Origin of the sequence: Magnetospirillum sp. WYHS-4, from assembly GCA_039908345.1 — a bacterium.
Classification (GTDB): domain Bacteria; phylum Pseudomonadota; class Alphaproteobacteria; order Rhodospirillales; family GLO-3; genus JAMOBD01.
The window spans coordinates 1-14,459 of record JAMOBD010000068.1 but is presented as its reverse complement, the minus strand read 5'-3'; the positions used below and the strand labels follow the sequence as shown (position 1 = coordinate 14,459).

Annotated in this window: 12 protein-coding genes and 1 pseudogene; 9 read left to right on the top strand and 4 right to left on the bottom strand. The window is 61.7% G+C overall.

Translation table 11 applies throughout. The features are described from left to right. Positions 1-322: 322 nt before the first annotated feature. Positions 323-2,950, bottom strand: a complete 2,628-nt coding sequence (locus H7841_15580) for a hypothetical protein (GenBank protein MEO5338292.1) — start codon at positions 2,948-2,950, stop codon at positions 323-325. A gap of 82 nt (positions 2,951-3,032) precedes the next feature. On the opposite strand from H7841_15580, the pseudogene H7841_15575 reads away from it, so the two are divergent. Next, positions 3,033-3,245 (top strand): annotated as a pseudogene (locus H7841_15575) (IS256 family transposase). 440 nt (positions 3,246-3,685) lie between these two features. Further along, entirely contained in the window at positions 3,686-5,494 is a 1,809-nt protein-coding gene (locus H7841_15570) for an ATP-binding cassette domain-containing protein (GenBank protein ID MEO5338291.1), read from the top strand. A gap of 162 nt (positions 5,495-5,656) precedes the next feature. Here H7841_15570 and H7841_15565 read toward each other — a convergent pair whose 3' ends face one another. Then, positions 5,657-7,222: a VWA domain-containing protein gene (locus H7841_15565; GenBank protein ID MEO5338290.1), complete on the bottom strand. Its 1,566-nt coding sequence runs from the start codon at positions 7,220-7,222 to the stop codon at positions 5,657-5,659. A gap of 13 nt (positions 7,223-7,235) precedes the next feature. Beyond that, the gene (locus H7841_15560; protein MEO5338289.1) at positions 7,236-7,862 is read right to left on the bottom strand and encodes a hypothetical protein; all 627 of its coding nucleotides are present in this window, start codon (positions 7,860-7,862) and stop codon (positions 7,236-7,238) included. 314 nt (positions 7,863-8,176) lie between these two features. Here H7841_15560 and H7841_15555 point away from each other — a divergent pair, with 314 nt between their 5' ends. The 5 genes from H7841_15555 (at position 8,177) to H7841_15535 (ending at position 10,933) form a co-directional block, all read left to right on the top strand. Further along, positions 8,177-8,407: a hypothetical protein gene (locus tag H7841_15555; protein MEO5338288.1), complete on the top strand. Its 231-nt coding sequence runs from the start codon at positions 8,177-8,179 to the stop codon at positions 8,405-8,407. 116 nt (positions 8,408-8,523) lie between these two features. After that, a complete protein-coding gene (locus H7841_15550; GenBank protein ID MEO5338287.1) occupies positions 8,524-8,859 on the top strand; it encodes a hypothetical protein in 336 nt (111 codons plus the stop codon). Between the two features lie 6 nt (positions 8,860-8,865). Further along, entirely contained in the window at positions 8,866-9,798 is a 933-nt protein-coding gene (gene lipA, locus H7841_15545; protein ID MEO5338286.1) for a lipoyl synthase, read from the top strand. A gap of 3 nt (positions 9,799-9,801) precedes the next feature. Continuing rightward, positions 9,802-10,248 carry a type II toxin-antitoxin system RatA family toxin gene (locus H7841_15540; protein MEO5338285.1) on the top strand — a complete coding sequence of 149 codons (447 nt, stop codon included), beginning with the start codon at positions 9,802-9,804 and terminating at the stop codon, positions 10,246-10,248. After that, positions 10,232-10,933, top strand: coding sequence for a CPBP family intramembrane metalloprotease (locus tag H7841_15535; protein ID MEO5338284.1), 702 nt, complete (start codon positions 10,232-10,234; stop codon positions 10,931-10,933). The genes H7841_15540 and H7841_15535 overlap by 17 nt, the downstream gene beginning before the upstream one ends. Here the strand turns inward: H7841_15535 and H7841_15530 are convergent. Next, positions 10,887-11,633 (bottom strand): NNMT/PNMT/TEMT family class I SAM-dependent methyltransferase, encoded by a 747-nt coding sequence (locus H7841_15530; protein ID MEO5338283.1) that lies wholly within the window; start codon positions 11,631-11,633, stop codon positions 10,887-10,889. The two genes, H7841_15535 and H7841_15530, sit on opposite strands and share 47 nt — an antisense overlap. A 226-nt stretch (positions 11,634-11,859) precedes the next feature. Here H7841_15530 and H7841_15525 point away from each other — a divergent pair, with 226 nt between their 5' ends. Further along, positions 11,860-13,065, top strand: a complete 1,206-nt coding sequence (locus H7841_15525) for a hypothetical protein (protein MEO5338282.1) — start codon at positions 11,860-11,862, stop codon at positions 13,063-13,065. Between the two features lies 1 nt (position 13,066). After that, complete coding sequence (locus H7841_15520) at positions 13,067-14,272, top strand: hypothetical protein (protein MEO5338281.1); 1,206 nt, start codon at positions 13,067-13,069, stop codon at positions 14,270-14,272. Positions 14,273-14,459 lie beyond the last annotated feature (187 nt).

Here is a 14,459-nt window from a genome sequence, read left to right as displayed (position 1 = left end):
CACCACGAAACCCCCACCTGAAACCCCGCCACCCCGGAATGTAGTGCTAACAAACCCGTGCCACTCCGTAACAGTCTGTTACAGAACAGCTTTTTCTCGGGCACTGTTCAAGTTGGGTTTGACGCGTCTGCGGAAAGACCGCTATGGGCCGGGAGGAGACGGGCGGGTTTGGGAGACGGGGTGGTAAAGCAGAGCTTAGAATTAAGTGCAGCCTGAATTAAGTGCAGCGTAGCCGGAACCTGTCACCGGAACCTAAGAGTCCGTTGGGAAAGGGTCATCGCATATCCCTGAATGCGTCATCACCTCCGGCAACGGACTAAAATTAGCGTCCTTTTGGCTGGTGGAACGTCTTCCTTACCGTCTTAAGCACCGCCTTATGCACCCTTTTTAACTCCGGTTCTCCGCTATTTTCATCAGCCATTATTGCAATCTTCTTCAGATATTCACTCGCACTCACCTCAAGACCCAGGTCGCAATACTTATATACAACCGTTGCTATCGACTTTGATTTAAATGAACGCAGCGTAGCGCCCTCAGCTTGTCCGGGGACAATCTCCGGCAACGTGCCCAATGTTTGACACGCCATATCGATCCGACCAGAACTCACTAGCAGATTAACCACAAAATATGCTGACAAATAAATATCGATAGCCATCTCAGCGTCGAATGGTGACAAATCCCACAGTCGTATCATTTCTCCATAGTATTGCATGGCTTTTTCCGCCTCCCCTTTTTTTTCATAACGACTAATCAGCTTGAAATTTGTATTAACAAATCTCTGCACCACCTCGTCATGCAACAAATTTTTCATTACAACCAAGCGAATTTTCTCATATATGGATAGAAAAAGCTCATGCTCCCCCTGCACCTCAAGCAAGCAAAGAAGCGGGGATGCAACGCGAATCAAGGCCTCCGCCACACCGGGCGCGTCCGGAAAAGCTTCATGCATACATTCAATCCCGTTGTAAACCTCCATGATGCGGCCGATATCAAGAGCATCAGCAAGAGCTATTGAGATATTTACTGAGACAAAGCAGAAATATTCTCTTATTTTGTCATTATCAGGATGCGCATGAACTAGGCCAGAAAATGACTCGTAAATATTCCAGGCATCATCTATCTTCCCATCTTCGATGAGTTTGATTGCAGATAGGCAAAGCGAAGTAGCTAACGGTAGTTGCAATTCATGTCCATCGCCGTTAGCAATCTCCCTTAGCTTATCCAAAAGCGACAGCCCCACCGCATGCTGCTCGTCGTCGTCAGATATATATGTCGCAGCGGCGATTCCCGCCACCACCGCTTGCTTTACCAAGCGCTCACGCTCATCCGGTTGAATTGCGAGTATTCTTGGAATCTGCGGATGATGCCTAAAATCATCAAGCATTCGTATTAGAGTTCCTGCAAATCCGCCGTCACTTAAACGCCACGCAGTTTGAACCAAACCGTCGACCACTTCTCCGTGAAAATCTCTGTCAAGTTCATACAGCAAATCGAGGCAATACAGTTCGCCAATAATATCTGGCTCAAGTGGATTGAATATGCCCTCGTCTCCTACCGACCTACCACACATCACCCGATACCTATCAGAAATACCGCGCGTTATAAACGATTTCGCAAATTGATCATTCTTAGCAACCTCGACCGATACGCCACCACAAAGTGTAGAGACGCAAAGCATATATTGATCTTCATCTGTTACTTGGCCAGCTCGCCAAATAACGTCTTTCTCGCGGGACAATATGAAGCGCAACAGTTCATAAGGCCCCCATTTGCGGGGGTCGCGCCCAGATGCCAATGAGTCGGCCATCAAAGCAGCAAACAGCGGCCTCTTCTTGGGGTCTATACGCCGAAATGCCGCCAACGTAGCCCTGCGATTGGGCAATTTTTCACGGTCTATAAAGAATTCAAAAATTGCCCATATTTCATCATCGTCCATTTCGTCAAGATAGCGAGGTGGCGCAAATTGGGCAGCGCCGATCGCCAACCCATCTCCGCGTGGGGGCCAAAATTCGTTAAACCAACGCTTTTCATCATCGCGAGCGAGAAGCAGCAGCCTGACTGGAACCGCCAACTGCTGACCACGTTCATAAAGACGAAGCGCTACCTCCCCGACCTTCTTGGCATGCATCTCCACATAATCACAGACGATCAACGTCGGCTGATCCGGTTCCCACCGTGAAAAATCAAAGTCATCCTCCTGCCCAAAGGAAAGGAACCCGACACGCCAGTCATACGCGTGGCGCAAGCACAACTCCAGAGCAAGTCTGCTCTTACCTTGCCCACCTTGGCCATGCCACAACCACCATGAAAAATACCCATCCATAGACAAGAAGTCTTCAAGCTCAGAGAGTTCTTTATTTCGACCAATAAATGGAATTTTCTGCGTCCCAAAAAAGAACCGCCGGAGCCCGCTTCCATCATCGGGGAGAGTTCGCAAATTTAGAACTGGTTGTGGCCTCAATGCCGCAAAAACATCGTCCAATTTCAGATGCAGTTCTTCCAATGATCTCAACGACGTGAGGTGCGCGCACAAATCCGAAGCTAGATACTTTCCAAAGGCCGCGTCTCTCGCCAGTCGTTTTCCTGACAAAATATCGCTGAATTCCCGCTGAGCTGCCGCCTTGTTACTTAACCGGGCACTGAGCGCGTCAACTGCGTCATTGAGCCTTGAATAACTAGGTATTTTTACAATCCATTTTCCGATGACAGCGCCAACCGCGCCCGCTATTTTTGAACCAGCCGCAGCCCCGCCATTTTTTGCAACATGGGTCGCCAATTGGGCCAAAGCTCGAATGAATAGATTTGCGACAGGAGAAGACAGCCCCAGATCTTCTTCAAGCCATTTAGCTGCAACTTGGGCGAGATCCCCATCGGCGAGTAACTTGGCTAGACCTTTGTCAGCAAGCTTATTGCCGCTAGCTTTGCAAATTTCCTCAATGTCGATCTTCAACGGCCGAACTTTCACTGATTCCAGTCAGGGAATATGCCACGAAGGAGTCTTCATCAGGTTATCCGAAGTTCGATATGACGCCATGAAGAAATCTACCATACCATCCACGGTTGTCCCAGCGGCAATCGTCGAAGATGCTCTGCAAGATGTCCGTGCCAGCTTCAAACGCTTCTGCCTGACGGCAGACATTGCCACCTTGGCCTGCCTGATGGAGGAGGACGCGGTCCGGCTGTGCGGTCCGCGCTACGGCCGTGCCGACGGCAAGGACGGCCACCGCTGGGGCAAGGCCAAGGGGATTACGGTGCCAGTCCACTTAATTCGCCGTCCGCTCCAAATGGCCGCTTTCGAGCGCTGTGTTCGGGCGGCCCCCGGGCGCAAGGCGGTGACGAAGGCCTGCCTTGGGTTAACAGCAGGCACACCTGTCGCCCAGCAAAACCCGCCGCTGCTCATCCCACCCAATCGGGAACGGCTCCAGCAACGCCCGCAGGGTCAGCTTCTCGGGCTGCCGCCCGCCGAGAATCGCCTCGACGATGTCGGGGGCCAGCAGCGTCAGGCGGAGGACGCGGCTAGCGGAAGGCTCGGGCCGCGAGCGGACGATGGGGTTGTCAATCGGAACGCGGGTCTCGGGGTTGCACAGGCTGCCGTCGGGCAGGGAAAATACCCCAGGTCACCCGCGCCAACGAGCGGGGCGACGAGTCCGCTTGAACCGGAGCGGGCCCCGGTGTAGGTGAGGCCATGGCTTCGCCTCCGCTGCTCGCCCTGCGCGACGTCCGCCTCACCTTCGGCGGCTCTCCCCTGTTCGAGGGCGTCACGACCTGGGTAGGTCGCGGCGACAAGACCTGTCTGGTCGGCCGCAACGGTTCCGGCAAGTCGACCTTGCTCAAGGTCTTGGCCGGCGAAGTCCAACCCGATTCCGGGGAACGCTTCGTCCAGCCCGGCACCCGCATCGCCACCCTGCCGCAGGACCCGGCCCTGCTCGGGCCCAGTGTCGCCGCCTACGTCGCCGCCGGCCTGCCCGAGGCCGAACGCGACCAGCATTACCGGATCGATGCGGTCCTGGAAGCCCTCAAGCTGGACGGCGCCCGCGAGCCCGCGCTGTTGTCGGGCGGCGAGGGCCGGCGGGCGGCACTGGCCCGGGCCCTGGTGAGCGAACCCGACGTCCTGTTGCTGGACGAACCCACCAACCACCTGGACCTGCCGACCATCCTGTGGCTGGAACAGACCTTGGACGCCTTTCCCGGCGCCCTGGTGACCATCAGCCATGACCGCCGCTTCCTGGAAACGGTATCGCGTCAGACCCTGTGGCTGGAGCGCGGCTTGGTGCGCCGTTCCGAACAGGGCTTCGCCGCCTTTCCCGCCTGGCAGGAGGAAACCTACCTCGCCGAGGAAGCGGAGTTGGCGCGCATGAACACCAAACTGCGCCAGGAGATGCACTGGCTGGCCCGCGGCGTCACCGCGAGGCGCAAGCGCAACATGGGCCGGCTGCGCGCCTTGCAGGGACTGCGCAAGGAGCGCGCCCTGACGCTCCGGGCCCGGACCGAGTCCGGCCGCATCGCCAAGCTGGCGGCCGATGCCGGCGAGTCGTCCGGACGCCTGGTGATCGAAGCCGATGCCATCGGCAAGCGTTTCGGCGACAAGGTGGTGGTCGACCGGTTTTCGACCCGGGTGATGCGCGGCGACCGCATCGGCCTGATCGGGCCCAACGGGGCCGGCAAGACCACGCTGCTGCGCCTGCTGACCGGAGACATCGCCCCCGATTCCGGCACCCTGCGCCTGGGCACCAACCTGGAGCCCGCCTATTTCGACCAGCGCCGCGACCGCCTCGACCCCGAGCGCAACGTCTGGGACACCCTGACCGACGGACGCGGCGATAGCATCTGGGTGCGCGGCAAACCCCAGCACGTGGTCGGCTACATGAAGGACTTCCTGTTTTCCGAGGCCCAGGCGCGCACCCCGGTCAAGGCCCTGTCGGGCGGCGAGCGCAACCGCTTGCTGCTGGCCAAGCTCCTGGCCAAGCCGTCCAACCTGCTGATCCTGGACGAGCCGACCAACGACCTGGACATGGACACCCTCGACCTCCTGGAAGAGGTCCTGGCCGAGTACGAGGGCACCCTGCTGGTGGTCAGCCACGACCGCGACTTCCTCGACCGCCTGGTCACCAGCGTCATCGCCGTCGAAGGGAATGGCGACCTGGGCGAATATGCCGGCGGCTATTCCGACTACCTGAAGCTACGGCCCGGCCAAGAACCCGCACCGGTCCGGCGCGAAGCCCCCCGCCCGGCGGCACCGGCGCGGCCCAAGGCGGCGAGCAGGCTCGGCTACAAGGATGCCCGCGAGCTTGACCTGTTGCCCGCCCGTCTCGACGCCCTGGCTACCGAGATCGCCCGGCTGGAAACCCGTCTCGCCGATCCCGGACTGTTTGCCCGCGACCGCGCCGCCTTCGAGGCCGCCGCCACCCGCCTGGATGCCGCCCGCGCCGAGTTGACGGCGGCGGAGGAACGCTGGCTGGAGCTGGAAACCCTCCGTGAGGAGCTGGCAAAGTGAACTGCGCCCGCCCATGTCCCGCAATCATACCGGCCACCGCTCGATCTGACTCGTTGGCCGGCATCGAGCGGCCATTGAGGCCGCGGCCAAGCGAGCGGAGCGAGCGCCCGGCGAGGGCCAAGAATAAGGATACCAATCGGTCAAGTCATTGGCCGGTTGGTATCAGGCATGCGGGATCGGGTCCTGGCTGCCGAAGCTTGGCTGCCCGGAAGGAAGCTCGGCGGCGATGATATCGATCCGGGTGATGATCTCCACCCACCGCATCCAGTCATCGAGATTATCCTCGAACTCGACCAGCAATGCGACGACACGGCTTCCGTCGCGGCGGATTTCCTGGAACTTCTTCACCGCCAGAACCACCTCCATCTGCGGACAGATGATTCTGGCAAGAGTTTCCACCCCGACTCCATGCGTCTCGAATTTCACCCCATGCATGGAGATGTCGATGGCGGGGGTCTCCCGATTCTGGCCATCCGCGCCAACCCACTGGACCACCATGGCTCCGGGAGGAACCCTAACCCGCAGCGAGAAACGCCGCTCGACATCGACCGCGCCGCTTTCGTCGACGAGCAGTTTGCGCCGCAATATCTCCGCATCATCAAGGGCGTTTCTGACCTTGGCATCGATATAATGCGAGGCCACGTCCAACGGCATCGTGGATTCGGCCTTGGCGGAGAAAGAAACGGATGACCGCGAACGGAAGAAAACATAAGCCCCGGCGGCCCCCCCCAGCAGCAACGGCACCATCAGCCAGAATGGGAATGGATCTTTCGATGCCGGCGGAGCCACGGGTTGCGATGGGGCCGGTTCTGGAGCTTTCGTCGCCACGGGAGGAAGGAGCGGCTTCGTTGCAGGTTGATCCTTGGGCTGCACCTTCGCCGCGATCTCGGGAATGGCGGTCAGGGCGGCAGCGGCTCGGTGTTCATGGTCGTCAGGCAGGGCTTCCTTGACGATGGCGCTGGAATGCCTTTGCAGGGTGCCCATGGCCTTCTGCAACTGCTCGACCGGGTTCTCCTGTGCCGCAACCCGCATCGGCAGGTATTGGGCCCCGGCGACCTTGGCCCAGGTTTTCAGGTAGTAGGACGTTCCCGACAGATCCCAAACGATCAGCCTGTCCCCGATCAGCCTGGAGATGCCTGGCATCTGGCCTTCGATAAGTTCGATATTGCGGGCGTGATAGAGAGCCCCGAGCTTTTCGTATCGCTGCCGCTTTGACACCCCGGCATCCATCATCTGCCGATACTGCCGGTTCAGATCGTCATAGCGGGAGTCCCCCAGAACCTCCTTGCTGAGGTAGCCCAGCTTGGCATCCCAAATCTCCGGTTCGCCGTCGGATATGATAACGGCCAGTTTGGTGGAGGGACCCGCATTATTCCGGAGATACCGGAACGGCATCTCCAGGTCCGTCGCCCGACCGGCCGTTTCGATGCCGTCGATGGCTCGGTTCACCGCATCGATATCGGTGCCGGAATCGCGGCTAACCGCGAGGTGACGGTACAGGGCTTCGTCGAACCCGACGATTTCGACCCTATACGGATTATCGAAGGTTTTCAGGAAGGTCAGAAGCCACGCCTTGGAAGCGAGCTTCGGATCATGCCTCCCGACCGACCCCGATTGATCGAACAGAATGATGATGTCCGGCGGCACCTGGGCCGAACCCGGTCGGGCCTCCCCAACGACGACACAGACAAGCAAGGCAAGGCTCCGGACGACGCGAGCGATCATCATCTCCGCCTCCCGTCTACTCGAGGCTGGACAGAATGGTCGAACGCTTCTCCGCCAGGAAGTCCTTGATCTCGTTCTCGGCCATGAGCTTGCGCTCCGAGGCGAAGGCCGAGAAGTAATCGCGGATGCCGTCGAACTCAGCTGTGACCTTCTCGATCAACTGGCGCCTCAGGGCGGTGGCCTCGGCCTGATAGCTACTCTCGAACCGTTCCTGAAGCCGGGACTTCTCCGTTTCCGTCCACGCCATGATCTTCGTCAGAGCCAGTTCCTTCTGCGCGGCGACGGACGCGTCCATTTCCGCCATCTTTTCCCTGTGCCGTTCGTCGATGTCCCGATCCGACTCGGCGATTTCGGACTGGATCTCGCGCTGCCGCGCCAAGAGAGCGGCGATGCTTTCGTCCAGGGCATTCTTGGTCCGGGTGAGATCGGCAATGTCGGCGGACAGTTCTTGGACACGGGTCTCCGCGGCGGTCTTGGCGGAAACGGCGGCGTAGAGTTCCGCCTGTGCCTCAGCCATCCTCGCGGACTTCCGGGCATCCCTGGCGGCCGGCCCATCCTTCTTGCGGTCCGCCAGTTTCGCCGCACCCGCCATCAAGGCCAACACACCGAAGGCCGATAGCACCACCACGACAAGTACCGGCATCGTCTCCCCCAATCGCTGACGGCCTCGGTTATGGGCAGGCTAGCACATCCGATGCCGCCGGCCACGCCAAAAGCACTTCCTACCTATCAAGGGCCTGACTGTTCAGCCAAAGAGACAATCCAGATACCTGACCAGGCCCGTCGGCATTTCGGCACCCCGTCTCCCTACCCCCGTGGAGTCCGCCCGTTCCCCTTTCTCCGGCTAGCGGATTGCCATGATTATGCCCATATCATGATGCATACTCCCACCTGGAATGGAGGGAGAGATTCCTTCGTTCGTCCCAACCTCAGCAGACCTTTCGGAGGCCGTTGACCATGAACCGCAGAATTGTCGCAGCTCTTGCCGTCCTTGCCGCCGGCCTGATGGCGTTGCCGGCCCTCGCCCAGAACTACGGAACCATTCCGGCCCCCGTCACCTTGGGCTCCGGCGTCCAGACCCTCCAACAGGGCCAGACCCAACCGGCCAAGCCCGACGCCGAGAAGCCGGCCGTCAATCCCGCCGCCCCCGCCAAGCCCGCGGAACCGGCGCCGGCGCCGGCCAAGTAGTTTCCCGGCTGGCATGGCAGCCGGGGAAGGCCCATAATAGAAGCTCGGCATCGCCAAGCGGAGGCCCCGGACCCTTCCGGGGCCTCCGGTGATTGCCTTTTCCGGGAGTGACGTCCATGCGCAGCCCGATCCTCGCCGCCGCGATCCTTTCCCTGATCGCCGTTTCCGCCGAAGCCCAAGGCCTTACCGGCGTGACCCTCAACTGGAGCTGCCAGGGCATGACCGCGGTCTTCCGCGTCGGCAATCCCGGCGCCGCCTGGCCGGCGCCCGCCCATGTCATCGTCAGCGTCGCGGGCGACCGGGTACCGGTGATCCAGCGCGACCTCGTGCTTCCGGCCGGACAGTCGGTGACCGTCGATCCGGTGCTGTCGGCCGGGCGCGCGGTGCAGATCCGCGTCGAGCCGACCTGGCCGGGCGCCCAGTCCTATTCCGCCGCCGCCACCTGCCAGTAGGACGGCATGACCGATATCGGCACCCCCCGCCATCCCGAGAAGGCCGGCAAGCCCGACCACCCGAGTCCGCGCAAGCCGGCCTGGATCCGGGTCAAGGCGCCGACATCGAAGGAATACGGCGAGGTGCGCCAGCTGCTGCGCGACCGCCACCTGCACACGGTTTGCGAGGAAGCGGCCTGCCCCAACATCGGCGAATGCTGGTCGCGCCGCCATGCCACGGTGATGATCCTGGGCGACGTCTGCACGCGCGGCTGCGCCTTCTGCAACGTGGCCACCGGCAAGCCCCTGCCCCCCGATCCGCTGGAGCCGGAAAACTTGGCCGCCACGGTAGCCGGAATGGGCCTGAAGCACGTGGTGGTCACGTCCGTCGACCGCGACGACCTGGAAGACGGCGGGGCGGGCCAGTTCGCCCGGTCCATCGCCGCCGTCCGCGCCGTCGCGCCCGCCACCACCATCGAGGTCCTGACCCCCGACTTCCGCGACAAGCCGGGTGCCCTGGAAACCGTCATCGCCGCCGGACCGGACGTGTTCAACCACAACCTGGAAACCGTGCCCCGGCTCTATCCGGCCATCCGGCCGGGGGCCCGCTATTTCGTTTCCCTGCGCCTGTTGCAGCGGGCCAAGGAACTGGACTCGCGGACCTTCACCAAGTCGGGCATCATGGTCGGCCTGGGCGAGGAAAAGGGCGAGGTGCTGCAGGTCATGGACGATCTGCGCGCCGCCGGGGTGGACTTCCTCACCATCGGCCAGTACCTGCAGCCGACGCCCAAGCATGCGGCCGTCGCCCGCTACGTGGAGCCGGCGGAATTCGAGGACCTGCGGACCGCCGGCCTGGCGAAGGGCTTCCTGCTGGTGGCCGCCTCGCCCCTGACCCGGTCCTCCTACCATGCGGATCGCGACTTCGCCGCCCTGCGGGAAGCGCGCCGGGCCCGAAGCTGAACCATGCCGCGTCATGCCGAACGCCGCCGCCTGCCCTACGGTTCCGAACAGATGTTCGACCTGGTGGCGGACGTGGAACGCTACCCCGACTTCCTGCCCTGGTGCGAAGCCTTGCGCATCCGCGGCCGCTTGGGCGGCGGGACGGAACTGGTGGCCGACATGACCATCGGCTTCAAGGCCCTGCGCGAGACCTTCACCACCCGGGTGAGCCTGCAACGGCCGGCCCGCATCGACGTGAAGTACGAGCAGGGCCCCTTCAAGTACCTGAAGAACCGCTGGGATTTCGAGGCGGATGGCGAGGGCCGCTGCACCATCGATTTCGAGGTCGATTTCCAGTTCCGTTCCCGGCTGCTGGAACTGGCCGTCGGGCCGGTCTTCGGCGAGGCGACCCGGCGCATGGTGCAGGCCTTCGAGAAGCGGGCCCGGATGTTGTATGGCCCCCGCCCCTGACCGTCCCTTTTCCGGCCGCGAGGGCCTGCTGGCGCTGGCGGCCGTGGCGGCGGGCATCGCCCTGCCCTTCCTGGCGTCCTGGCTGCTGTTCGAGGTCTGGACGGGGCGCGATTTTCTGGATGCCCTGGGCCCCCAGGCACCGGTTCTGAGCAGCGCGCTCCTGCTCGGCCTGTCCGGCCTGCTGATCGGCGGCGGCGCCCTGGCGACGGCCGGAAGCTGGCGCCGGCTGGGCCTGGTATCCTGTCGCGGGATATGGCTGGGCGCGGCCCCGGTTCTTCTGTTCGGCGTGTCGGCCGTCACCGCCTGGTTGCAGGGCGAAGGGGCGGAAGCGGCGGCCGAAGTCACCTCCGGCGCCCTGGCCCCGGCGGGCGAGATCGGCCTTGCGGGCTTTGCCGCCATGGTGCTGGCGGCCGGCCTGTTGGTGCCGGCGGCCGAGGAGATGGCCTTCCGCGGCATCCTCTATCCCTGGCTGCGCGGCCGTTACGGGGCGGCGCTGGCGATCGTCGGCAGCGCGCTGCTGTTCGGCCTCTGCCACCTGCAGCCGGACCTGGCTCTGCGCGCCGCGGTGCTGGGCGTCGTGCTGGCCTGGGTGCGCGAGCGAAGCGGCTCCCTCTGGCCCGCCATCGCCGCCCACGCGGTCAACAACAGCCTGGCGGTGATCGTCCATCAGGCGGGGTGGGTCTGATCCGCATCCTTTCGGCCAACACCACCATCAAGCCGTCGTAGCCGTCTTCTCCGGGACAGGGGAGGGTGCGCAAGAACCGGACTCCCATTCCCGCCCGCGCCAGCACCGCTTCGATATCCGTTTCGTTCAAAGGAATGGAGTTCACCCAGGCGGACCCGATGCGATAGGAGCGGCAGTTGCGCATGACCCCGAGGATCATGGCGCCCCCTTCCCCGAGCAGCGCCCCCAATCCCCCCAGTAGGCCCGCCAGATCGGCGGCATCCGCCGCCAGGGTTTCCAGGCAGAAGAAACTGGAGATCGCCGCGAAGGAAGCGGGCGGAAAGACCCGTCCGGCAGCGATTTCCCGGGCGTCGGCCGGGGGCTGGACCGCCAAGGCCGAGCGCAGCCAGGCCGCCTTGCTGTCGGCATCCGGACCGTGGACATGGCGGAAGAAGGAGGACCAGTCGTGGGCACCGGCCTCGTCCGCCCGCCAAGCCTCCACAGCGGCCAAATTCTCGGGCAGCAGATCGGTGAAGACGATCCTGTCCACCCATCCGCATGCCGGAACAAGCTGGTAGATGGTAGGCCCGCCCCCGACTTCGAGCAGTTTGCCACCATGCCGCCCCCAAAGGACGTAGCCGGCGGCAATGGCGTCCAGGAGGAAATCGTTTTCCCCCCGCACCTGTCGGTAGTACTGCACCAGATAGGCTTTCGGCCACATACCCGCACTTGTCCGCAACGAAGGAAACGACAGAACCGTTAATCGCATAGCACGATTTACAAAGAATCCAAGCGTTGACTTTTATTCAATACATGTTACCACTGAGGGCGATCATGCCCGTGGGAGTGGCGCCATGACGATAAACGACTCGCATACGCCGTCAAAAAGCGACGCGGAAAGATATATTTGTTTCGGAAAGGGTCCGGACGAAACCGGGATTCCATACTTGCCTTGCTATTTTTCATATCTCATCAAGCTCTCGCCCGAGGTTGGGCTTGCCGAAATCTATCCCTGGCTGGCGGAGTTGATGTTCCATTCCAGCACCACCACCCTGGGGACCCTCAACCGACTGGCCGGTGAAGCGCAGACATTACTCGGAACGCGCATGGCCTTTACGCCGCCCGATGACCGCTCCAAGCTCAACGTGCTTTACTTTTCCATCGACGATGCCATGGGAAACATCGCCGACACCACCATCGATTCACGATCCGAGTTCTATGGAATGTCCGACGATCTTTTCGGAAACTCCATGGCGGATCTATTGGCGGAAGGCGGCGGAAACATACGGTTCCCTGTAACGTTCGCCGTGGATACCCTGGGAACTTTCGGGCGCGATTCCGACCCCGTATGGGTGGTCCGGGACGGTACCGCCTTGTACAACGGCAGCAGCTTGGTGGGGTCGGGCAATCCCATGCGCCTTCTCCAGCGGTTCAGCGCCTTGGCGGTCACGGAACCGACCCACAAGGTTCCCATCCTGGCCTTGGGGGCAAAGCGGGACGGCGCGAATGCCGAAACCCGCGAACTGAAGAGCATGATCGGCGACACCTTCGGGGAGGCCAATTGCCTCGTCATCAATTCCATATCCAACCTGGCGCGCGCCCTGGGTTTCCGGGACGCCATGCAGGTGGTCCGCACCCTGATCGAACGAGCCGTCTGGCGCCAGTGGGACTGCCCGGAAGGGGCCCTTCTGGACCGTCCCGGCGTGCTGTTCGCCGTCCTGAACGAAGGGGTGTTCCGCGACGACGAGGTCCGCTACGCCGAAACCTTCTTCGACGGCATCATCCGTTTCGACGCCGAACCACCGGAAATCGCAGAACACCCAGAAAAGTCCGAAATCTATTACGAGGTCGAACGTTTTCCATTGGTAGAGAAGTCCATATCCGACTACGCCTTCAGTTATTGGCCGCAGAACGTCAAAAAAGCCAAAGAGGGCGGGACCGAGGATGCAGCGGCGGCCGAGAAGGCGAAAGCCGAGGTGGGGGCCTTGAGCCAGGGAGAAAGCCGGCCATGGCCCGGATTCGTCCCCGACTATTCCTGCCGCTATCTTTACCTCCCCAAGGCGGGGGCCCGCCTTGAGGATGTCCGCGTCGGCCTGCGCGTCAGAAAGCCGGAGAGTTCGGCGACGATCTCCGGGCAGAAGAAGGGGGGATGAAATGGGCATTCCGCGCGGCAACACGGTCGCCTTGGCCGGCGACCCCGGAACCGGAAAGACGACCTTCCTTCTCTCCCTTTTTCGCTATGGACACTTCCGGCCGGGCAACGGAATTTGTGTCGGCAAATCCAAAGACGATGCGGCTTCTTCCAAGTTGCTCGCCGACCAAAGGCCAGAAGAAGAGCGAACCCTGGCCGCCATCGATCGCATGGTCCTGCAGCATTCCTCGTCCACCAGGACCGAAGAAAGGAAGCCCAAGGGAACCGTTCGCTGTTTCGTTTCCCTGGAATCCAGCTTCCGCCGCATCTGCGAGAACAACAGCACGCTGATGGACTTCCGTGAAATCAATGCCGGTTCCCCGGAGAACCCGCCGCAAGACTACTACGTCTTCATCGACGCCACATCCTTTCTCAGCGGGCGCCTGGAAGATCGCCTGCGCTATCCGCGCCTGCACGAGTCCGGCGACGAAAAGGCCGCGCCCGAGCCCTGGGAACAGTACAACCTGAGCTTGGGCGGGTTCGAAGCCAGCCACAACGACTTCTTCGGCCTTTACTGGCAGGACGACGAGAGCGCCCCGCAGAGAATCGATCAGTTGAACGCGGATACCTCCCGCGAGACTCCGTTCAGCGATGTCTTCGTGGACGCCAAGGCCGCGGAGCACGGCGAAAAAATGGCGACACCCGGCGGCCGGCCGTGTCGCTTGTTCAACTTGGTGACCATGCCCCTGGACGATCCCCTGAAGCGCATCCGCCTGCTGAAGGACCTGCTGGCCGAACTGTTCGTCGGCATCGGCGCGGGGCGGGAAATCATCATCACCATCGATTCCCTTTCCGCCCTGCTGTCCAACTTCGACATGAACGCGGTACCGTCCCAGGAAACCAAAGGCCGCCGCCTGCACATCTTCAATCTGATCCGCTGGCTGGAGGAAAACCACGTCACCTCCGTCATGGCCTGCGAGGCGGTCAGGGACCGCGGCCAGACCTTGCGGCGCCAACCCCTGTTCCTGGGCACCCAGGAACGCTACATCGCCTCCGGCGTCATCCAGTTGGACTACCACCAATACCGTTCCGGAGACCTGATCCGCTACCTCCGCATCCTCAAGATGCGGGGCGCCGCCCACGACATGCGGCCCCATGCCTACGACCTGAATCACCGAGGGATCGCCTGGGTCGAGCCGCTGTACGCCGAACCGGAAAGCGAGGACTGAACCATGGTCACCTCCGGAGAAAGCGGCCCATCGTCGCTCAAGAATACCCCCAATACCGCCATCGTCATCCCCAACTTGAACAGTGGAGGGGCGTTTTGGGAGAGGCCCCTATTGAAAATATTGGGTTTTTTGGCCTGAAATCCGGACCTGGCGAAAAATGTAGTGGAACATTTTCTCTGTCGTTGGC